General features: G+C 49.6%; 11 protein-coding genes and 1 pseudogene. 11 read left to right on the forward strand and 1 reads right to left on the reverse strand.

Features of this window, described 5'->3' with window-relative positions:
• Positions 1-78: 78 nt before the first annotated feature.
• The 6 genes and pseudogenes from NKT06_RS16215 to NKT06_RS16240 form a co-directional block, all read left to right on the forward strand.
• Positions 79-3,129, forward strand: a complete 3,051-nt coding sequence (locus NKT06_RS16215; RefSeq protein ID WP_253436451.1) for a family 78 glycoside hydrolase catalytic domain — start codon at positions 79-81, stop codon at positions 3,127-3,129.
• Between the two features lie 45 nt (positions 3,130-3,174).
• Positions 3,175-6,159 carry a glycoside hydrolase family 2 protein gene (locus NKT06_RS16220; protein ID WP_253436455.1) on the forward strand — a complete coding sequence of 995 codons (2,985 nt, stop codon included), beginning with the start codon at positions 3,175-3,177 and terminating at the stop codon, positions 6,157-6,159.
• A 21-nt stretch (positions 6,160-6,180) separates the two neighbouring features.
• On the forward strand, positions 6,181-8,898 hold the full coding sequence (locus NKT06_RS16225; protein WP_253436458.1) for an alpha-L-rhamnosidase: 2,718 nt from the start codon (positions 6,181-6,183) through the stop codon (positions 8,896-8,898).
• 25 nt (positions 8,899-8,923) lie between these two features.
• On the forward strand, positions 8,924-10,714 hold the full coding sequence (locus NKT06_RS16230) for an L-fucose isomerase (protein WP_253436461.1): 1,791 nt from the start codon (positions 8,924-8,926) through the stop codon (positions 10,712-10,714).
• A 77-nt stretch (positions 10,715-10,791) separates the two neighbouring features.
• The gene (locus tag NKT06_RS16235) at positions 10,792-12,696 is read left to right on the forward strand and encodes a DUF2961 domain-containing protein (RefSeq protein ID WP_253436464.1); all 1,905 of its coding nucleotides are present in this window, start codon (positions 10,792-10,794) and stop codon (positions 12,694-12,696) included.
• Between the two features lie 7 nt (positions 12,697-12,703).
• Positions 12,704-12,914 (forward strand): annotated as a pseudogene (locus NKT06_RS16240) (LysR family transcriptional regulator); the annotation flags it as partial.
• Positions 12,915-12,986: 72 nt separating this feature from the next.
• Here NKT06_RS16240 and NKT06_RS16245 read toward each other — a convergent pair.
• Positions 12,987-14,297 (reverse strand): amidohydrolase family protein, encoded by a 1,311-nt coding sequence (locus NKT06_RS16245; RefSeq protein WP_253436467.1) that lies wholly within the window; start codon positions 14,295-14,297, stop codon positions 12,987-12,989.
• A 164-nt stretch (positions 14,298-14,461) separates the two neighbouring features.
• Here NKT06_RS16245 and NKT06_RS16250 point away from each other — a divergent pair, with 164 nt between their 5' ends.
• From NKT06_RS16250 to NKT06_RS16270, 5 genes are all read left to right on the forward strand, one after another.
• Entirely contained in the window at positions 14,462-14,890 is a 429-nt protein-coding gene (locus NKT06_RS16250) for a MarR family winged helix-turn-helix transcriptional regulator (protein ID WP_253436471.1), read from the forward strand.
• 608 nt (positions 14,891-15,498) lie between these two features.
• On the forward strand, positions 15,499-17,874 hold the full coding sequence (locus NKT06_RS16255; protein ID WP_253436474.1) for a glycoside hydrolase family 95 protein: 2,376 nt from the start codon (positions 15,499-15,501) through the stop codon (positions 17,872-17,874).
• A 129-nt stretch (positions 17,875-18,003) separates the two neighbouring features.
• Entirely contained in the window at positions 18,004-20,076 is a 2,073-nt protein-coding gene (locus NKT06_RS16260; RefSeq protein ID WP_253436477.1) for an alpha-galactosidase, read from the forward strand.
• Positions 20,077-20,176: 100 nt separating this feature from the next.
• Positions 20,177-22,507, forward strand: coding sequence for a glycoside hydrolase family 95 protein (locus NKT06_RS16265; RefSeq protein ID WP_253436482.1), 2,331 nt, complete (start codon positions 20,177-20,179; stop codon positions 22,505-22,507).
• A 100-nt stretch (positions 22,508-22,607) separates the two neighbouring features.
• Entirely contained in the window at positions 22,608-24,140 is a 1,533-nt protein-coding gene (locus NKT06_RS16270) for a response regulator (RefSeq protein ID WP_253436486.1), read from the forward strand.
• Positions 24,141-24,233 lie beyond the last annotated feature (93 nt).

The following is a 24,233-nucleotide window of genomic DNA, read 5'->3' on the forward strand; positions in this document are numbered from 1 at the left end:
CACGAAGAGGAGCTAAAGCTGTGAAGTTTTAGCTCCTTTTCTTTTAAAACATTCAGTCAAACGGGAGTTGATACAGCCGTGGAGCATATTTTATCGACTGGCGGGAGGGATCTGCCGACGGAACGGAAAGAGAGCGCTGTTCAGACGGAAGCATTCACGTGGCATGCCTCATGGATCTGGGGAGAAGGCGAGGACTGGCCGCGCAACGAATGGCGTTGTTTTCGCCGGGAATTCGAATGGCATCATGGGGACCATGGAAGCGCCGAGGTAACCATCACAGCAGATGCCCGATATGTGTTATATGTCAACGGAGTGCTGTGCGGAAGAGGACCCAATCGCTCTTGGCCTTTTGAACTTAACTATCACGTGCATGAAGTGGGCCATCTGCTGCATTCCGGTCGTAATACGCTGGCTGTACTTGTTATCAGCTATGGTGTAGCTACGTTTGCGTATTTGCCGGGAAGGGGCGGGCTTCTCGCTCAACTGGAGTCCGTTCGCGATGAGGCTGATGGGGGTTACCTGAGAAGAGAACTTATTGTGGGTACGGATGCATCCTGGCAGACCGCTCTGCATGACGGATATGAACAAAGGTCGGCACGCATGTCCTGTCAGCTTGGCTTTGCCGAACAGGTGGATGCTCGCTGCTGGAATGATCGTTGGCAGGGAGTTGAAACCTTGTCGCTCGAAGAGCAAGGCATTTGGACTCCTGCCCGCATCATCGGCACGCCTGGGGATGCGCCATGGGAATGTTTGGTTGCAAATGATATTCCGGAACTGACGGAGCAAGAAGTATGGCCTGTCCGAGTGGAATCATTGAAAGAAGCATCTCTTGTGTCCTGGACGCATGTGCTTGATGTACGTGAAGCGATGGAGCCGGCAAGTCGGATGCACGCCAATCCGGTATCCTTTGCCGGCTATGTCGCAGCGGTCATTCGTGCAAGTAGCGAAGCCGAAGCAGTTGTCGGATTTTTCAGCGCGTTCCATGCTCTTCGTGGCATCACGCTTAACGGCTCATATTATCCTGCATCAGATATGGAGGGAGAACGGCCGCGCAGGCTTCAGCGGGTTAGGTTGCGGCAGGGGGAGAATCTGCTGCTGATCGAGCTGGCAGGGCAGGATCATGGCGGAGGACTGCACTTTGGAATCGACTGCGATCTTCCGTTTACGGTTGTGTCCCCATTCGAAGATGCGCCCATGAGCAACACACCATTTGTCCTGATTGGTCCGTTTGCCACCCTTGTGCATATCGACCACCAGCCCGATCGCGATCCCATCCGTGCATATCAGGGCTTTGGCGGCAATCAGCCTCTGGACGAGAAGGCATTTCCGGACGCCGATGCATATCTGCGATGCCGCAGCTTGGCTTCCGTCCCTGAACTTGCTCCATTCCGCAGCTGGATGAAGCCATTTCCCGAGAGGCTTAGCTCGGAAGCTTCAATCTTTGCGTCCAGCATCTGGAAGATGCAGGAGCAGCCGCGTCCCGTTCCTGCGGACTTGCAGCAGGTATGCGTCGCCAATCGGCAGCCGGCAATCGTGCCGACAAGCTCTGGCGGAAGGAGCACGGAGCTGATTCTGGACTTTGGCCGCGAATGGTCAGGCTATCTGCGATTCGAGGTCGATGCGGGGGAAGGTACCGTCATCGACGCGTATGGCTTCGAGTATATGGACGGCGACTGGCGACAGGATACCTTTGGTGTGGATAATACGCTTCGCTACGTATGCCGCGAAGGCAGACAACGCTACGAATCGCCGATTCGGCGCGGACTTCGTTATCTCATGCTTACCATACACGGGAATACGAGACCAGTACGGCTGTTCGGCATTAGCCTTGTCCAAAGCAATTATCCGGTGGCAGAGATCGGCCGATTCCATAGTTCGGACGCGATCCTGAATGACATTTGGGAGATCAGCAAGCATACTACCCTACTGTGCATGGAAGATACATTTGTAGATTGTCCCACGTATGAACAGGTATTTTGGGTTGGCGACAGCCGTAATGAAGCGCTCGTGAACTACTATGTATTCGGTGCAACAGATATCGTAAAACATTGTCTGCAGCTTGTTCCGGGATCAAACCGGCAATCGCCGCTCTATGTGAATCAGGTGCCTAGCGGCTGGAGCAGCGTGATTCCAAACTGGACGTTTTTCTGGGTCACTGCTTGCTTGGAATATGTCCGTCATACAGGAAGCAGAGACTTTGCAGCGAAAATCTGGCCAAAGGTAAAGTTCACGCTCGATCACTATATCTCACATATCGATGCCAGAGGACTATTGTTCATTGAAGCCTGGAATCTGCTGGACTGGGCACCATTGGAGCAGCCGAACGACGGAACGGTCACCCATCAAAATGCGATATTTGCGCGCACGCTGGCAGATGCGGCCCAATTGGCCGAATTGGCAGGTTGCGCAGAAGACAGCCCATACTACTGTTCCGCATCGGAAAGAGTAACCCGCGCCATAAACAGTTATCTATGGAGTGAGGATCGGCAGGCTTATGTGGACTGCATCCATGCCGATGGCTCTCTTTCCCGCACCTATAGTATGCAGACGCAGGTGATGGCGCTGGTTACCGGTATTGCAGCTAATGAGCGAAAGGAGAAGCTCAACGCGTACTTAACATCGCCACCTGAGGATTTTGTAGCTATAGGAAGTCCGTTCATGACGTTCTTCTATTATGAAGCGCTAGTGATGAACAACAAGACAGATCTAATGCTCCGGGACATGAGAGAGAAGTTTGGGGAAATGGTGAAACATGAGGCGACTACTTGCTGGGAGATGTATCCGGGATTTGCCGAGAATCGGCCTAATCCGAAATACCTGACACGCAGTCATTGTCACGCCTGGTCGGCAGCACCAGGTTACTTTTTGGGAACATCCGTGCTCGGGGTTCGCCCGATTGCAGACGGTTGGACCCGAGTTAAAGTTGCCCCCCAGCCTGGCCATCTGCAATGGGCAAAAGGAGCTGTACCTCTGCCTGGCAACGGAAGGATCGACGTGAAATGGGAGATTCGGGAAGAGGACGGTAGCGAGTCCACGTTTCATTTGGAAGTATGTGCTCCGAAAGAAATTGCAGTTGTGATGGAAGCACCTGAAGGATACCGACCAGTACTGGTACACAGGACATTATGAGTGCACATGTAAAGCGAAACTGATCAAGAATGGAGAGTTAACGCGATGACACACATCTCATATTACCGTTCGGATGAAAGTAAACGCTTTCTAGACGAAGTTCAGGACGAGGCCTACGCCCGCTCCTCGTTGCATGGGGATGCATGGGTGGAGATGGACAGCCGCATTCCAATCCGCTGTACGACAGACAAAGTGCACATTTCAATAGCATCCCGCCATGCCGATGCAGAGCCATCAGCTGATTTCACATATGCCAATCACCACAACGTTCGCAATTCTGCCTACCAAAAAACATTACTTCTGTCCGGAATCTGGCGAATGAAGGGAGGCGAGGCGGCTGATCATGGAGATCCGGCGCCTGCAACGGGCTGGTATGGACGAAAAGCCCGGACGAGTGAAGGCATGCGGGAACGCTGGTACGAACCGACTCACGATCGAAGCGATTGGCTGGAAGTCAGCGTGCCCACAACGGTACAACAAGCGCTGGTTGATCAGGAACTGCTCGAAGATCCCCACTGGAATACTAATACGATCGATGAACTGGAGAATCACGGCATGCCTGAAGAGACCCCCGTCTGGTTCCGCAGGACACGCGTGGAATGCATGGAATGGTGGTTTGCTACATCATTTGAACTGCCTGAAGAATGGGTGGGAGACCGACTTTCCTTGCAATTCGACGGGATCGACTACTCGGGCACCGTATTTCTCAATGGCGCATCACTGGGACATCATCAGGGCATGTTTGGCGGCCCGATTCATGACATTACAGACTTGGTTCGATGTGATAAATCCAATGTGGTTGTCGTTCGACTGGACCCAGCACCTCAAAGTTGGAACGGCCTGATGAAGCCCAGTCCGGGCTTTGGCTGGCATTATGGACACCTGATTTCACTCGGCATCTGGAAAGATGTACAGGTGGTGGCCGAACCGGACATAGCTTTGCTTGATCCGTATGTTGTAACCCTGTCCCACACCTCGGATGAAGCTGTGCTTCACTTGGAGTTTACGGCTGAGAGCAGTCTCGTTGAGCAAGTGGAATTATCCATCAAAGGGTGTATCCGGTCGAAGAAATCGAAAACGGGTGTGAATTCAATTGACCCCGATAACCTGACATTTTGCCAAAGGGATACCCTTTTTACGTATTCCATTGAAGTGCCATATGGTCGCAGCAAATTCAGTACCGTAGTCAGACTGACTGATCCCGAGGTTTGGTGGCCGACGGGTTACGGGGAACAGCCTCTCTATGAGCTTGTGTTATCTGGATCCAATTCTGGGCCCATTAACGTTGGCGAAGCTCACACGTCTTTTGGCATCCGTACGATTGAAATGCGTCCTATGAACGATGTAGCACCGGAAACGGAATATCGCTGGCAGTTTGTCATCAATGGCGAGCCAATGTTCATCAAAGGCGCGAACTGGTGTTGGCCTGATGCCATGCTTGACCATCAGAATGGGCAGTATGAACGACTGCTGGAGCTCGCCCGCAGAGGAAATGTGCAGATGCTCCGGGCATGGGGCGGCGGCTTGGTGGAAAGTGACGAATTTTATAATCTGTGTGATGAAAAAGGCATTATGGTCTATCAGGAATTCCCGCTCTGCTGGGGTCCGCCCGATTCACCACTGACGGACCTTGGCGTTATAGACCGCCAGACCACAATTTCAGTAAAACGGCTCAGAAACCACCCTTCCTTGATCATGTGGGGGGGCGGCAATGAGAATGGCAATCATGGCGGTGCAGATGAAGGATTATTTTTGGTCGGAAAAAGATGCCGCGGATACGATCCGTCCCGTCCGTTCCATCGAACCGATCCATGGGGCGGAAGTGTGCATAACTGGAACGTATATCACGGGGGTGAATCCCTGGATGAGGCAACGTTAGCGATGCCATCGGTGTTTTACGGCGAATTCGGCATTCCAAGTCAGACCAATGTTTCAAGCTGTCTGCGCTATATGCCGGAAGAAGCGTTAGCGTCATTTCCTCCAACGGAAGATAGCAGGGGTTGGAAAGCGCATTTTCACCAGTTCGGTCTGAAGGATGTCATTAAAGTCATGCGCTACGCGGCGTACGGACCGATCCGCAACTGGCAGGACTACATCACGTATTCTCAGACCGCTCAAGGTGATGCGGTTCGACTGACCGCTGATTTACAGAGGGCGGGAACAGGAAGAGATAAGAGCGGCTTCTGGTACTACAAATTCACGGATTGTTTTCCCGGACATTCGTGGGCGGTGGTCGATTATTACGGAACAGCCAAGCTTTCCTATTATCGTGCCAAACAGGCTTCACGTCCGCAAAATGCCTTTATCACCTGCACCAAACTGGATGCGTGGCAGCCAGATGAGATATTCCGCGCAGCACTGCATGTCGTGAACGATTCGCGTAACGCTCTTATCAATGCAGCTATCCAAGTCTCGATGTACGACAGTCAATTAACCGAGATGATGAAGTGGAATTATCCGGCTCTAACCGTGAAGACCGGGCTGGCGAGCTGCATCGATCAACTGGAAGTCACGTTGCCGGAAGAATCAGCAATTCGGCCGTTCTTGATTGTCGTCACGCTTCATGAAAGCAATGGAGATCTTGTGTCCGATCAGTGGTATTGGTTTAATGCCCAGCCGAAGACTCCAGAGCTGATCACTTTTGAGAGGGAGCACCGCCATCAAGCAAACGAATATCCTGGCGATGAGGCTAAGCAGGCATTTGCATTGTACGCCGAACGCTCCGATGCACCGCTGCGTGAACTTCCGCGCACTGCGCTTGAATGGTCTGTAGAGACCCAAGATCAGAGCGGCTTCATTGTCATTCGAAACATGGGAAACGTGCCTGCGATTCGAGTGATGATTCACCATTTTCCAGACGAGTGGAGTTGTTATCTGGATGACAATGATTTTGGATTGCTTGCGGGAGAAGAGAGACGTATCCCGTTTGAAATCGGGCCTGACGTGATACTGGACGGCATTACGGTAAGTGCCTGGAATGCGTTGGAGATATCCCGAATTGGCGTGTCCATCACAAGTAAATCGTGCTGACTGACAGGAAGGAGCGACAACATGACATCCATGAAGAACATGGCGGAAACGAAGGAGAAATCAGTATCTGACGAATGGTGTGCCAAGTGGATTACGCGCCCGGTAGTCCAGCCTCATGACTGGAATTCATATCAGGCGGAAGTCATTCTCAGCGTGGAAGAAGGCGGTGCAGCATTTCTGTTCGGTTATCATAACGAAGGCAATCACTGCGGTATTGAACTGCTTGAGCCTGAAGAAGATGCACAGCAGACGCACGTGTACATTTACCGCGTTGAAGAAGACGTACGCCAGACTTTGGGGAGGATTGTTTTACCTGCACTGCACAAACTTCCTCAACATCTATCACTTAAGATAACTACGGAAGCCGGGGAATGGCAGGTATCCATCGATGAACATTACACGTATCGCTGCATGGCAGCAGATTATGAAGGAACGATTGCATTCCGGACGACAGACGGGCAAAAGGCAACCTTCCGTGATCTAAAACTCAGCGGGAGTGATGGCCGCGTGCTGTACTCCAACCGCTTTTATGATCCGAAGACGACTCATTTTACCACAGATAAGATTAGCTCTTCGGGGAATGGGCTCGTGCTTGAGGAAAATATGCTGTCGATCTGTGAGGCACCCCTTCCTGTTGACAGCCCTCTGTTTCGCAAAACATTTGAATTGCCGTCGTCCGCACTCCAGGCCAGATTGCGCATCTATTCGGTGGGTTGGTATGAGCTTTGCATCAACGGGAACCGGGCGGACAACCGAGTTCTGGCTCCAGCCAATTCGCCGTATTCCCGCAGAATGCTCTTTGACACCTATGACGTGACCCATCTGCTTCAAGACAACGATAACGTACTCGGCGTGTGGCTCGGGAATGGTTACCATTTCAATTATTCAAGGTGGGGATGGAAATGGAATCAGGATAAAGCCTTTATCATGCAATTGGACCTCCAGTTTGAGGATGGCAGCAAGCGCACCATCATAACGGATGAATCTTGGTCATTCGCGTCAAGCCCGATACTTTCCAATGATATCTATGACGGAGAGTCCTATGATGCACGACAGGAGTACATCGGTTGGGATCAACCGGGATATCTTGAAAACGGAAATTGGTCGAAGGCTGTGACTGCCGAACCACCTGTCGGCAAGCTTCAAGCGAACTTCCAACCTCCTGTTGTACCTCACAACCCGGTCGAGCCCATCGCTGTCTTAAAGCCACGTCCGGGCGTGGGCGTATACGATTTTGGTCAGAACATGGCAGGGTGGGTTCGCATTCAGGTAACAGGCCCGGAAGGCAGTCAAGTGCGGCTGAGATACAGCGAGCTGGTCGATGAGCAAGGCAACATTGATCCCTGGACGAATCGAAATGCCAAAGCAACCGACACTTACATTCTCCGTGGGGAGGCGGAAGAACGTTATGAACCTCGCTTCACGTATCACGGATTCCGTTATGTGGAAGTCAGCGGTGAAACAGATCATCTCTCCATTCAGGCCATTCCGATTCATGCAGACGTAGAGCCGGCAGGCAGCTTCGAATGTTCGGATGAAGGACTCAATCAGCTCTACAGCAATATTCGCTGGTCGTACCTCAACAATCTGGTCAGCATACCCACGGACTGCTGTCAGCGAGATGAACGTACGCCTTGTCTCATGGATTCTGCTGTTGTTGAGGAAGCCGGCATGCACCATTTCAATATGCAGAATTACTATCGCAAATGGCTCGGAGATATTGAAGAAAGCACGACCAACCCGGACTGGAGCGGGGACAAAGTGTTTCTTCCTTGGCGTCTCTATCAGCATTATAACGATCTGGATATTTTACGCCAGCGTTATCCGTCCATGCAAGCATATATTGACCATCTGCATCAGGTATGGCCAGACCATCAGGTGAAGGAGGGCTTTGGGGACTGGTGTCCTCCCAATGATGATGGTTGGGAAAACTACTTCCACGAAGTCGAACTGGTGAATACAAGTATTTACTACAAAATCACGTCCATTGTTGCCGAAACGGCGTTGATCCTGGGCTTGAGCGCAGATCATGAACATTATTCGGGGCTGGCTCGGGATATCAACCTGGCCTTTCATCGCCATTGGGACGTGGGGAACGGCGTTTACAGCAGCGGTTCCCAGACCGCTCAGCTTCTGCCGCTCGCTTTTGGCATGGTGCCGATCAAAGAGCGGGCCTCGGCCGCAAAGCGGCTAGTGGAAGCTATTGGGGAACACGGCGGTCATCTTCATACAGGTATCTATGGCACCAGATATCTCATTGACGCACTGGCGGACTACGGATACATCGATGTTGCCTATGAGCTTCTGAGCAAGAAGGAATATCCCGGGTTCGGATACCAGATTGAGCGCGGAGCCACGACGCTCTGGGAGCAATGGAGCGAGAAAGGTGGCATGCATTCCCATGACCACGCCATGTTCGGGGGCATCAGCGTTTCTTTTTACACGCGACTGGCTGGTATTAGGCCCGACTCACCCGGTTACAAAAAAATATGGATTGAGCCGAAGATCCCCTCCAAGTTGGAAAGGGTGAGCGCATCGCTCAGGACGGCACATGGAACCATTGCGGTAGCATGGAAAAAAGACGAGGCAGGTCTGCACATGGAGGTGAAGATCCCTGAAGGAACTACAGCCACATTTGTCGTGCCTCCTGATATGGTGAATGCCGCGAATCTACGCCGTTCTCACACATTGAACCCGGGACAACACATCTTCTCCATCCCAATCGATACAATCCGATAAAATATGAAGAAAAGGGGAAATACAGATGACGGATATGAAGCATCGTTATGAGAGCGGATTTCCAAAGATCGGCATTCGCCCAATCGTGGATCGCCGTAAGCTTGTAAAGGCTGCGCTGGCTGAAAGCACGATGGAACTGGCGCACGAAGCTGCTGCTGCGATTACCTCCGTTCTCCGAAACCCGGACGGCTCCCCAGTGCAAGTTGTCATCTTTGATACATGCATCTCCGGAATGAGCGAAGCAGCCCGTTGTGCCGAGCAATTCAGGAAGGAAGGTGTCGGCGTCTTGGTCACGGTAGCAAATGGTTGGTGTTATCCACTTGAAACGATGGAAACGGATCCAACCCTGCCGCACGCCGTCTGGGGATTCAATGGCACCGAACGGCCCGGTGCGGTCTACCTGGCTGCGCTGCATGCGGCGCATAACCAGAAAGGCCTGCCCATTTTCAAAATCTACGGCAGACATATTCAGGATCTGGAGGAACGTAAATTGCCAGAGGATGTCCGGGATCAACTAGTCCGGTTCACCCGTGCGGGTCTTGCTGCTGCACTGCTGCGAGGAAAATCCTATCTGTCGATAGGCTCCGTCTCCATGGGCATCGCAGGTTGTATTATAGACGAAGATTTCTACCAGCGTTATCTGGGCATGCGCAACGCTTATGTGGACATGACTGAGGTTACGCGCAGGCTGGAGAAGCATATTTATGACGAGCAGGAATTCCACTCAGCTATGGATTGGGCCGATCTTCATTGCAAAGAAGGGCCTGATCCCAATCCGGAGTCGGTTCAAATCGATCCAGAGAGCAAAAAGGAAAACTGGAAAACTTCCATTCGCATGACGATGATTGTGCGTGATCTGATGATTGGCAATCCCAAACTGGCCAAAATGGGATACGAAGAAGAGGCGTATGGTTATAACGCCATTGCTTCCGGGTTCCAGGGACAGCGTGAATGGACCGATCACCTTCCCAGTGCAGATGTGCTTGAAGCGATTCTGTGCAGTTCATTCGACTGGAATGGCATTCGCGAACCCTATATGGTCGCCACCGAGAACGACAATCTGAACGCCATCACCATGTTGTTTAATCACTATTTGTCGCATACTGCCCAGATTTTTGCCGATGTTCGTGCATTCTGGAGTCCGGAAGCCGTGAAACGAGTGACAGACTGGCAACCTGATGGCCTGGCTGCGGCAGGGTTCATTCATCTGATCAATTCGGGACCGGCTGCGCTCGATGGAACGGGGGAGCAGCTTCGCGACGGTCAGCCCGCGATGAAGCCTCACTGGGAGATTGATGAACAGGAAGTTCATGCCTGCCTCAATGCGGTTAGCTGGCGACCAACCTATATGGACCAATTTGCAGGCGGAGGCTATTCTACCGATTATACAACCCGTGGGGGGATGCCCGTCACCATGGCACGCATTAACCTCATAGCAGGGCTGGGGCCGGTGCTTCAGCTTGCGGAAGGGTATACGTTGGAGTTGCCGGAGGAAGTACATCAACGACTGGATCTGCGAACGACACCAACGTGGCCAACAACATGGTTTGTCCCGAATCGGGTAGCAGGTGATCCGATATTTGATGACGTCTACAGCGTGATGGAAGCCTGGGGTTCGAACCATTGTGCTGTAAGCTATGGCCATATCGGAGCCGACTTAATTACGCTTGCGAGCATACTGCGCATTCCGGTTAACATGCACAATGTTGAAGCAAAGCGCATTTTTCGGCCCAGCGCCTGGACAGCATTTGGCACAAAAGATCATGAGGGTGCAGACTATCGTGCTTGTGCTGCATATGGCCCGTTATATGGCTAAGTAGAGAGGATGACAGGATTGGAAATCCTTTGTGACTATGGACAGGTATTCATTCATGACTCGGAGGTTGCTGACATATGACGACTCATTTACAGCCTAAAGGGATTGGCAATATGGAAAAGTTCGACTTGCTTCCTGTACTAAAAGACGGCGTGCAGGTTCACTATGAAGGAAGCATCGACAAGCAAGGACGCAATGCAGACTGGGATTGGTGGCTTTATAAAGACAGGAACGAGTGGGTGATTTTTGATTATTGCGGTCCAGGCTGCATCTATAATTTTGTCCAACACCGTTATCCCGAAAGTCCGGAACCCACCTTTTCCTTTTATTTTGACGGCGAAGATACGCCCCAATTTGTGATCAAGGCCTCCGAATTCGGGAATAAATTTCCTTTCGTAACTCCGCTGGCAGACGCTTATATTGGACCCGAGGACAATGGGCGCGGACCGATACGCGTCGTTCGAAGTTATGTCCCTATGCCCTTTCAGAAATCGTGCAGAATTACCTCGGACATTCAACTGAAAGGAGCAGCCAAAGGGGATGGCGGGTGGGGCCATGTCGTTTATCATTCCTATGATGCCTCTGATCATATATCTACGTTCACCGGAAAAGAAAACTATGCCCCGCTGATCGAAATGTGGTCTCGGGTTGGTGAAGATCCCAAAACAGCCGTAAGATGCAAATCTCGATATTACGAAATGTTGGCCGTTAACGCAGGAGAGAAACGAACCATTCTGGAAGAGGTGGGTCAAGGCAGTATCGCCTCAATAAGCGCTGCGTTCAATCCCCACTCCTTTTCATCCGAAGACCTGCAACACCTCTGGATCAAAGCAAGCTGGGATAAACATGAACAACCGGATATTTGGTGCCCCATAGGTGTATTCTTCGGCAACGAGCTTGGATTCAATCCTGTCGGTGTACTGTCGCATGGGAGAAGAGGAGACGGATTATTCTATAACTATTTCTCCATGCCGTACTGGGAGCATGCGGTGATTGAACTGGTGAACAAAGGGAACCGTGACGTCTTGTTATCCGAATTACACATTGAATTTACAGAAGAGCGAAACGCGGTTTATGAGAAGAGTCGAACCGGTTATTTTCGCACATCGAAATATTATGAACGCCAGGCAACAGAAGGGTCGGACAGCATCATCGGTCAACTCAAGGGAAGAGGACACATGGTGGCTGGGCACGTAACAGGTTTTACCCGTAAACCGGGCACAATCAGCTGTGAAGGCGATGTCCGTATCCACATTGACGGCAATGCGACACCACAAGTTGAAAGCGACGGTTCCGAGAGCTGGGTATGTTATGGTTGGGGATTTCCGACGCCGCCTGAATGTAATCCATCCAGTGCCTATGACGGAATCCCTGACAACCCATGGTCCATGGTCAGAATGTGCAGCGGTGACTGGTATCCGTTTCAGACGGAGCTCGTATTTGGTATTGAAGCAGGAGAGTATAACAACCAGTATCTCGAACATTCAGGCATTCTGTTCTACTATGGTGTGGACGAACCGGGAATGGTTCTGACGGACGAAATAAATATTGGCGATCCCATATCGGAGAGGAACCATGATTACAAAACAGAAGGCAGCCGCGGTTACTATACTCTGGATTCAGCTTATGAAGGCGACCAAGACGATATCATGATTCGTGATAGAGGTCATGAGACAGATGTTTATAGTGAATTCACAATCCGTATCAGGGAGGATAACAGAGGCGTAAGACTGCGGCGGAGGTGCGATCAGATCACAGGGAGACAACGGGCCTTCGTTCATGTAGATGGGGTGAAAGTAACAGAAAGAACGTGGTACACGGCGGACCGAAATCCCTATAAACGATGGCTGGATGATGAGTTTGTAATCCCTGAATCCTATACCAAAGGCAAGAAGGAGCTTCATATTCTAATCGAATTTATTCAGGACGGCGAGGCCAGAGCATGGAACGAATTTCGTTATTGGGTTTATACAATGAAATAGAGGAACAGTGCTGAGCTACGTTTCTTCTAATGTCACGATGCAAATTAAAGCATTGGAAGATGAGCTGGGCGTTCGACTCTTTGATCGATTGGGCAAGCAACTCGCTTTTAAAACTGCGGGCAAACGCTTTTTACCGCATGCCCAAGACGTACTTGAAAAATTGGAAGAAGCTCGTAGTGCTGTCCATGACAATGAAAAAACTTAATGGTACCCTAACGAGAAGAGGGACTTCATTTTGAAGTCCCTCTTCTTGGTAATTCTACAATTAGCAACGTCATAATTGACTAGGTTTAACCTAGTTGTTGCGAACCATTGAACCACACGGATTGGATTGACAAGGTATCAGAAATATTAGTGGTCGGATCACCGTTTATGAGAATAAGATCAGCACGCGCACCTTCGGTAATCCGGCCGCGATCATGTAGACCAAAACAACGGGCCGGTTTGGCAGTAGCCGACTGAAGAGCTTCGATCGGAGTGAACCCGGCCTTCACCAGCAGCTGCATTTCGTGGTGGACACTGGCCCCATGAGCAAGTCCACCAAGGTTTGGAACGGGAACCGGTGCTACATCCGTCCCTACAAGAATATCAACTCCGGCATGGTGAAGATCCATCACATTCTTAAAGCTGTTCTCCATATTGCCTTGTGGGAACGTATTGAAACTTGAGTTCAACATATCGATCCAATCCGGACTTAATTTGGAATGCACTCGTGGATCACTCGTGAGTTCCGATGCCGGATTACCAATAATCGATGAATTCAATACCAAGCACGGTGTAACAAAAGCTCCAGAATCAGCTATGGATTTAACCAATTCGGACGTCCACTCGGGTCTGTCGATAAACAAATGGCCCAAACCGTCGACTCCAAAATTGATGGCTGCTTTCGATGAGGAAGCCGTCAAAACGTGGGCGATGACCAACTTATCGAACTTATGGGCTTCAGTAACGGCTGTTTTTAGAATCTCATCACTTAGAACAGGCAGGCCAGGTGCCCCCATGACCGTTCCTTCTTCAATCATGATCTTAATATAGTCCGATCCATTCTCCACTTGGGTATGCACATGTTTGATCGCTTCTTCAACCGTCGTCACTTGAGGTATTTCGTCGTGATCGTGAGCGTAAGCGGCCAACATGGCTTCCCGGTCTGCCTCTGGTAACTTCTCTAGTTCCTTCAATACGAATTCAGGTATTTCATCTCCATCTGGCAGTAATTCATCGGGGTGCCCACCAGGAGCGGTAATCGCTGTACCAGCAGAACGGACGTCCGCGATGTCATCCACATTTTTCAGCTGAATTTCGCGTCCTCTTTTAGTAAAATCGCCGTTCATTTCGAGTTCTGTTGTAACACCGAATTTCAAGGCATCTCGTAATCCGCCAATTGAGGTATGGACATGTGCATCAATAAGACCAGGTATCAATGTTGCATTTTCTCCATCGATAATTGTTGCATCGGCTGGAATGTCTCCGCCTACTGAAATAATGGACTCTCCACTAATGATAATATGTCTGGGAGCAATAATTTGATATCCGTCAAAGATTCGTACATTCGTAATCGCCGTAATTTCTTCTAACCCAGCATTTTGTTTTACATTCTCCATCCTAATTCCTCCTAATGCGTTTTTGACTGAACACTTCGGAGTATAACTGTTAGATACCTAACAGTCAACAATCTAATATTTGTTTGACAAGTATATTAGGATCGCTGTATAGTTTAGTTACTTACAATTAGACTCCTAACAATTAGAGAGGGAGATGGATGGTCATGCATTCCCGAAAAGATACGCCTTATATGGAATTGTTTCAGATTATCGGGCTTAAGTTAAAGAAAAGAGCGGATGAGAGTATAAAAGAGCTAGGATTAACTTCTCAACAAGGAAAAGTAATCGATTATATTTATGAGAATCAAAATAATCATATTATTCAAAAGGATATTGCTGATCGGTTTCATCTGCGAGGGGCAAGCGTTACAAGCATGCTTCAAGGTCTAGAGCAAAAAGGGTTCATCGAACGTAAAATCCCGGTCAATAATGAACGACAAAAAAATATATATGTTTTACCAAAAGCCGTTGAATTGATTGAAGATTTTAATAACTCATTTCAAAAAGTAGAGGATGAAATTGCTCAAACCCTTAATGACGAGGAGAAGCAAATCTTAAAGAAATTGCTAATCAAAATTAATGAAAGCATATAAAGAAGAGGAAATATATAGATAGCCTAAAGCTAAAGGAATGTTTGCCATGCAAAGACGTCTAAACTAACGGGAAACAATAGTCTCATAAAACCAAAGGAGGCCGCTGATCAACAGGATCAGCGGCCTTATTCGACTACCGGGCAGAAAGACGATGATAATCAAAAGTGTCGCGGGACAAGAACATTGTGCCATTTCCGATTTGTTAGTGATCTATCTGGTGATGAGATCGAATCTGTCCGTTCCGGTTCGTTGACGACATACGCCTCCAACAAAGTGACTGTTGTTGAGCATTTAAGCGCGTGAGCTTTTGCTGACTCTTGCTCATCCGCTACCGGATGGTATTGGCAGCCAGGATGTCATTGAGAACATAACCTGGACACCGTTTCGCATCTTGCAGTGATGTCCAGATTCTGAACGCCAAGTCCACTCGTGGGTTGGTTTTCAAGTCGAATAAAATATTGTCTACCACAGAGACAGGAAAGTTATCCTGCCTTGAAGAAACAGTTTATGTAAGCGCATGCAGCAAGGTTAACCTTGTCGATAACACGTTTACGGATGTTCCAAATAGAATTAGCTAGCAAATGAGAAAATTTTAAGGGAGAGTGCACATGAAACTTCAATATGACAAACCTGCACATGTATGGACGGAAGGGCTTCCCATAGGTAATGGCCGTCTTGGCGGCATGATCTTTGGTGGGGTGGAGCAGGAGAAAATCAGCTTGAATGAGGATACACTGTGGTCCGGTTATCCGAAGGACGGCAACAATCCTGGGGCAAAGGATGCTCTGCCAAAGGTCCGCACGCTGTTACAAGAGGAACGTTATACGGAAGCAGACACGCTGACCAGAGAGATGATGGGCCCGTACACTCAATCGTACCTGCCCTTCGGAGATTTACTCCTGCGTTTTGAACACGGGGATATCTACCATTCCTACAAGCGGACGCTGGATGTAGAAAATGCAGTGCACAGCCTTGAATATCAGATTGGCCATGTGATTTATACCCGCGAAATGTTTGCGTCGCATCCGGATCAGGTAATTGTGCTGCGGCTGGCTGCTAGTGTGGAAGGCGCGCTGAATGTACATGCGTCACTGGATAGCCCGCTTCGGCATGTGACTAGTGCTAGGGAAGAACGTTTTGTTCTGGAAGGAACAGCCCCGGAACATGTAGATCCGAGCTATTTTGCAAGCGATGAGCCTATTCGGTACGGTGACTCTGAACATAACAAGGCAATGGTATTTGAAGGACAGCTAGCGGTGAAGACAGAGGACGGACAGGTAACGGTGGATGGCAATGGAATTCATGTATTGGGTGCAACAACGGCAACCTTTTATTTCAGCGCAGCTACAAGTTTTAACGGTATGGATGCCATTCCGGGAGTCGAGGGAAAAGACGCTTCCTTCATTGCAAGTTCATTTCTGGATGAGGCGGTAGCCAAGTCATATGACAGCATGCTTGACTCGCATATTGAAGATTACCGTAGGTTGTTCGATCGGGTGAAGCTCCAGCTTGGGAATTCACCTGCTCCGGAGGAGATGTCGACCGAACAGCGGATTACTACCTATGGAGCGGAGGACCCGGGGCTTGTGGAACTGCTCTTTCACTATGGGCGCTACTTGCTGATCTCAAGCTCCCGTCCGGGAACACAAGCCGCGAATCTTCAGGGTATATGGAATGCAGTAACTCGTCCTCCCTGGAGCAGCAATTATACGTTGAACATCAACACGGAGATGAACTATTGGCCTGCTGAAATATGCAATCTGGCCGAATGCCATGAGCCCTTACTGGACTTGATCAGCAATCTGGCGAAGAAGGGCGTTGAGACCGCACAGGTCAATTATGGAACTCGCGGCTGGACCGCGCATCATAACACGGATATCTGGGGACATACGGCACCGGTGGGCAATTATGGTGACGGTGATCCAAGCTGGGCCTTCTGGCCGATGGGAGGTGTTTGGCTGACTCAGCATTTATGGGAGCATTATACTTTTAGCGGAGACGAGACGTATTTGCGTACTTCCGCTTATCCTGTGTTGAAGGAGGCAGCCCTGTTCGCACTGGACTGGCTTATTGACGATGGTAGCGGTCGTCTTGTGACTACACCTTCGACTTCGCCGGAGCATAAATTCCGAACATCAGAAGGTGTAGCAGCGGTCAGTCCGGGTTCAACCATGGATATCTCATTGATCTGGGAATTGTTCACCAACTGTATTGAAGCCTCGGAGATTCTTGGAACAGACCCGGATTTCAGAAACGAACTGGTGAGCATCCGTGAGCGTCTTCTCCCGCTGCAAGTCGGAAAATATGGTCAATTGCAGGAGTGGTCGAAGGACTTTGAGGATGAGGACATTTATCACCGGCATACCTCGCATCTGGTAGGCGTGTATCCGGGTCGACAGCTTTCGGACGAGGAGACGCCGGAATTGTTTGTCGCAGCCAGAACCTCACTTGAGCGGCGGGGAGACGAAAGCACAGGCTGGAGTCTGGGATGGCGTGTTGCGCTTTGGAGTCGTTTCGGGGAAGGAAACCGTTCCCTGCGTCTGCTATCCAACATGTTACGCCTGGTCAGAGATGGAGCGTCGGAACACTACAACCATGGAGGGGTTTATCCGAATCTTCTGGGAGCACATCCTCCGTTTCAGATCGACGGCAACTTCGCTGCCTCTGCCGGGATAGCCGAGATGCTGCTGCAATCTCACCGTACTTATATGGAACTGCTACCTGCATTGCCGGATGCTTGGCAGCAGGGCAATGTTTCCGGCCTGCGTGCCCGAGGCGGATTTGAGGTTAGTATCCGGTGGGACAACGGACAACTTGCAGAAGCGTATATCACTTCACACCTGGGCCGGGACTGCGTGCTTAAAGGTGAAGGTCCAGTTGAGGTAACACTTGACGGCAGCGTAGTTGAAACGGAGAACACCGATTCAAATATCATAAGTTTCCCTACATCTGCAGGACGTACCTACAAGATTAAGATGAGTTAAATCGCGTTATGGATCGGAAGATCGTTGCATGGAAAATGCTCTGTTCCGTCTTTATAATGAGGGCAGACTTGGGCAGGAGAGACGTAACCAGCTCCACTCATGGCACAGCATGCAACAATAAGGAGGCATATGATGCTAACTCGCGATACAGCCGTACAAGTGCAGCAACAGAATGTTAATCTTGTAAGCGTTACAAATGGGCACGTGAGCCTGGAGATCAATCTTGAGAATGGTGAAGTGTCCTGCATCGGCAAGCATTCTTCCCATGTGAAAGGCATTCGTAGTGCTTTTCGCTGGCAGGGCCGGGAATACAACACGGATCATTATCAGAACCATGAGCTGACGGCACAGGAAGATATTGTTCGAGAAGGATTTGGAAAAGGCATCCGCTTGGTCGTTCTGCATAAAGCTTCGTTGCTGCCCCAACTGGAGCAGCATTTCTATATGTATGAATCCTCACCGTATGTATTGGTGCAGACCGCTATAGTCGGTGATGAAGAGCTTAAGACGAATCGCATGGCTGTCATCCAATCCAAAACCATATCGCTCGGAGAATCCGGCCAGAATGAACCAAGCATTCTGCGTGTTCCGTTTGACAACGATAAATGGGTGAGATATACGGTGGTCAAGCCGCCGCTTGATGTGGAGAGTTACGAGGCGACAGCCTTGTTCGCGCCCGACAGCCGCCGGGGAATTGTGATGGGATCCCTTACGCATAAGGTATGGAAAACAGGAATTCGTATGCAAAGCGAAAAAAGCGGACAGATAGAGGGACTTGATCTGTACGGTGGTGCTGTGAGTGAACTGACTCGCGATTCCCAGCCTCATGGCTATGTGAAGGGAAAAAGAGTGGAATCTCCCCTGGTATTCATCGGGTTCTATGAAGACTACCGTGAAGGTCTTGAAGCCTACGGTCAGGCGAATACCTGGATTGAGGCTCAATTACCTTGGGAGGGCGGCGTTCCGATCGGATGGAACAGCTGGTCCGCGGCCATGAGTGATCTGGACTATGATCTGTATACAGCGACCAGCGATTTTCTGAAAAATGAAGTACAGCCGCTTGGATTCGAGAATGAGGAAACGTTATACATCAACTTTGATGCTTTCTGGGACAATTTTACGCCGGAAGAGATGAAGAGCGCGCTGGACCGGGTGCGGCAAAATGGACATAGAGCGGGAACGTACTGGACCCCATTTGCCTTCTGGGGAGGGCCTGATCAGTTCGGTCAGGCGGTCGAAGGAACGAACGGCAAATACACCTATGCAGATATCCTGCTGCGTGACAGTGAGGGCGAAATTCTGCCAGATGTAGACGGTGGTCTGGCAATAGACCCGACACATCCCGGCAACCTGCAAAGAATCGACTGGTTCACGGATAAATTCATTGCGGAAGGTTTCGAATATATCAAACTGGATTTCTTGGCACATGGCTCGCTGGAAGGACAGCACCACAACCCGGATATTACTACAGGGATCGCTGCTTATCACTATGGCATGTCTTATTTGCAGCATAAGATCTCACCAGAAGTAATCGGACGACCGTTTTTCATTAACTTGTCCATCGCACCATTATTTCCTTATGCTTTTGCCCACAGCCGCCGTATCTCCTGTGATGTCTTCGGTACACTTGCGGATACGGAATACCTGCTGAACTCATTGACTCACGGCTGGTGGATGAGCAATACGCTCTATCGCTACAATGATCCTGATCATTCGGTGTTGTACAAGAGCTTCAACCAGGAAGCTACCGGTTGGCATGAAGGACGTAGCCGTCTGACCGCTTCAGTTATTGCCGGTACGGTGCTTCTGCTCGGGGATGACTTCCGTAAAGAGGAAGCTGCCGAACGAGCAAAAGAGTGGCTTGGCAACAAGGATATTTTGAGCGTTGCTCGTATGGGCAAAACCTTCCGTCCAGTTGAAGGTGATTTTGGGAAACTGTCTTCTGACGTGTTTGTCCTGGAATCGTCGGAAGAGAAGAGCTTCTATCTCGCCGTCTTCAATTTTGATTCTGCACAGGCAGCGGTGAAATCCATCTCGCTTGAGCGGGCCGGGCTAAACGCCAATGCCCTATACAATGTGCAAGATCTGTGGGAAGGCCCACAAGGGGAAACGTCTGGAGAGCTTATTGTCTCGCTGGAACCGGCGGAATCCAAAATCTTCAGATTGACCGTGAAGGAAAACGGATCGGAGTCAAATAATTAAGCGGAACCATGATCGATTTTAAAATAAAAACAAAGTCAAACGCGCGCTTTTGTATCTCACAGATCGCGCGTTTATTTGTTTGGGGACTGGAGGACATGATATGAACGATTTTACTATGTGGTATTCAACCCCTGCAGCGGATTGGTCTCAAGGCTTGCCGCTGGGCAATGGAAGAATAGGGGCAGTTGTTATGGCGTCATCGCATCGTGAGGTATGGAGTATGAGCGAGGTTACCTTCTGGTCGGGGCGGATTGACCCGGAGCATCCTTCTGAAGGAGGCAAGGCTGCACTGGAAGAGATGCGCAGCTATTTCTTCTCCGGCGATTATGATGAAGGAGATCGACTTGCCAAACAACATTTGCAGCCAAAGAAGCGTAATTTCGGCACCCATCTTGGATTATGTGATGTTGTTATTGATTTTGGGAAGAAGAATTCGAGTTCTGATGAAGTTGGAAGCTTCCAACGTGAGCTGGATCTTACTCATGCGTTGGCCGGGGCTTTCTGGAAGGATGATGACATGACGATTCTTCGTGAAGTTTTCGCTTCTCACGCCGATGATATAGTGGCCTCCCGAATTTGGAGCGATGCTCCGGGTGGCGTATCCTTTACACTTGGTTTGCAGGCAGGCACGGAATCTTTCAAGGTTATAGCCTTAGATGATAACACGCTTGAATTCCAAGGACAGGCAACGGAAAATGTACATAGTGATGGGACTTGCGGCGTATGGGCCAAGGGTTTGCTCAAGTTGGTTATATCCGGAGGGACTGTCGCAAGTAGAGATGATCGATTGACTGTGACCGGAGCGGATGAGGCATGGATTTATTTTAGTGTGAGCACAGATTATCGCCGTACAGATCAGGAGTGGGAAACAGAGAACGAGTCTACGCTGATGAGGGCTTTAGAGAAGGGTTATGCCTTGCTGAGGGAGGATCATATCCGTGATTACGGTGATCAATATGACAAGGTAGATATTCAGTTGGGGCACAAGGGGAAATCCGGTCTGGCTACAGACCAACGCATTCGTTTGTTGGAACAGGGTGAGGGGATTGAAGATCCGCAGCTGTTTGCATTATTTTTTCAATATGGACGGTATCTGACCATTGCGGGCTCTCGTGAGAACTCACCGCTGCCACTTCATCTCCAGGGAATCTGGAATGACGGTGAAGCGTGTCGAATGGGCTGGAGCTGTGATTATCACCTTGATGTGAACACCCAGATGAATTATTACCCCACAGAGATTACGAATCTTGGAGAGAGCCATCTTCCGTTATTTCGGTATGTTGAGGACCTGGCACAGGCGGGCAGGGAAACGGCTCGTAATGTATATGGATGCGAAGGTTGGATCGCTCATGTCTTCTCCAATGTATGGGGCTTTACGTTGCCTGGGTGGGAGACCTCATGGGGGCTGAACGTTACAGGTGGATTATGGCTGGCTACACACCTGATTGAGCATTATGAGTATAGTCAGGATCGTGTTTTCCTAGAGAATGTGGCCTATCCTGTACTTAAGGAATCCGCGGCCTTCTATCTGGACTACATGTGTGAGCATCCTCGGAACGGTTGGCTGGTGACGGGTCCTTCTAATTCGCCGGAGAATCATTTTTATCCCGATAATTCGAGAGAGGCGGCACAGCAGCTGTCTATGGGAACAACAATGGACCAGATGCTGGTGCGCAGGCTCTTCGAATTTTGTCTTCATTCAGTTGAACTTTTGAATAAAGACGAGGAACTCGGACGCAAGCTGGAAGAAGCAATCAGCAAGCTTCCACCTCTACAGATCGGCAAGAAAGGCCAGTTACAGGAGTGGCTGGAAGATTATGAAGAGGTGCAGCCGGAGCATCGGCATTTGTCTCATATGTATGCGCTGTATCCGGACAATCAGATTACACCTGACCATACACCGGAACTCAGTGCGGCAGCACGAGTAACGCTGGAGAACCGCATGGTCCAGGAAGAGCTGGAGGATGTTGAATTTACAGCTGCTGTGTTTGGACTGGGTTTTGCGAGATTGCACGATGGGGAGACGGCATATAAACACCTCTCACATTTGATCGGCGGCCTGTGCTTTGATAATCTATTCACCTATTCCAAATCCGGAATTGCTGGAGCTGAGAGTAATATTTTTGTCGTTGATGGAAATTTCGGCGGTACAGCTGTCGTAGCGGAGATGTTGCTGCAAAGTTATGCGGGCGAGATTCACCTTCTGCCAGCGCTTCCACAGGCATGGAGCACCGGCTCGATAACCGGGTTGAGAGCAAAAGGAAATGCCGAGGTTGACATCGTTTGGGAGAATGGAAGGCCGACCTCTACGAACATTCACACTTTCTCGCCGGAAACATTCACCATTTGTTGGGGCAACCATAGAACGATCCTTCATGCCGAAGCAGGCGAAAGTTACTATTTCAATAGCGAGCTGGAGTTGGTAAAATAACGATCTATACTTGAAAATAACTTTCATTTATATGGACCATGGTCTCACGGGGGGAAAAACATATAATAGAGATAGACAGAGACAAAGGGAGGGGACGTTGATGTATAGTATTTTTTTGGTAGACGATGAAGAGCTGGGACTTGAGATGATGAGGGATTATATCCGTTGGGAAGAGATGGGTATCTATATCATGGGAACGGCGAGTAACGGCAGGGAGGCCTTGGAGAAGATCGAGGCCACCCAGCCTGATATCGTTCTTACCGATGTTCAGATGCCGATCATGAACGGTATTGATCTGGCGAGAAAGATACATGAGAGCTACGACTCGATCCAAGTGATGTTTCTGACCGGGCACGATGAATTTCAATATGTAAAATCGGCTATCAACGTAGGGGCCGTGGGATATATGCTAAAACCTTTGGATTTAAATGAAATTGAAAGCGTTATCAGTAAAGTTAAACAGCGTTGTGACGAAGTTGCAATGAAGAACCGTTCCATGGAGGCGGCCAAAGCCAATATCCTGAAGGAGTTATCTTACGAAAAAAATGAGGATCGTGCTCTTGATCTCGCTTGTAGTTTCAGCCGTCTAACCCGACAATCTGAGACCACACGATATGCAATGGCCTTGTTTAGTATCGATCCCAAGGAGGCTGAAGAGGAACAGCAAAGTCTGGAGGAATGTACGGCTCGGCTGGTGTCTTTTCTCGATCATTTCTTCAAAGCGAAGAACCTGAAAGCGATCTTTGTGGATTACAAGGAAGGAGAGACCGGTGTATTTATGGAAGCGTCCCAACAGCCGGGACATTATGCGTGGGAAGACTTGGCGGAGGCTATTCGTAGTGCCTTGGATTTTACGGTAACGGCTGCTGTAGGCGGACAAGAGACCGAGTTATCCAACATTCACTGTCTGTATGAACAGACGCGAACCATCTTGAACGAGCGTTTCTATGAAGGTACAGGCACGATTATTCATGCGGAGAAGCTTTCGAACCAGTTTTATACAGAGCATATGCCCCCTTTTGAACAAAAGGAATGGTTTGAGGCCATTAACCGACTAGACTTTGAATGGGCTGCACAGAAGCTGCATGGGTATATTGAGGGATTGGCAACACTGCGAGTCAAGAAAAAAATCATCTGCGACTGGTCAATAGATCTCGTTAATGAGCTGCTGGAGCAGCTTCATAAACCTGTTCCAAAGCGGGCTGAGCTGTATCATTCCATCTATAATGCACTGACTCTGCATGAGATCGAGGATCTGATTCTCGGTACTGCGGAAGATGCGGTGAGTATGCTGGGTGAGCGGTTTATGGACAAAAATGCAAAATTGATTCACAAGGTCCGCACCCTCATCGATCAGAATTACAATCAGCCGATTACCATCAACAGCCTGTCTGATCAGGTCTATTTGTCACCGAACTATTTGAGATCCATATTTAAGGACAAAACAGGGATGACCATTCACGATTATCTGACACGCATCAGACTGGATAAAGCCAGGGAACTGCTGGCAGATGGCTCGCTCAAGATTCACGATATCGCGCAGAACGTGGGCTATGAAAGTACATCTTATTTTATATCTCTTTTCCTGAAGACACAGGGCGTAACACCCAACGAATACAGGAAAAGTATATGACGATACAGGCTGTCTGGTAACGATCATGATCCTCCCGTTTTCCTTGAACATGATTTTGGATAGGCTCCCTCTGAGTAACCCATGATATGGCAA

Source organism: Paenibacillus sp. 1781tsa1 (assembly GCF_024159265.1).
Taxonomy (GTDB): Bacteria; Bacillota; Bacilli; order Paenibacillales; family Paenibacillaceae; genus Paenibacillus.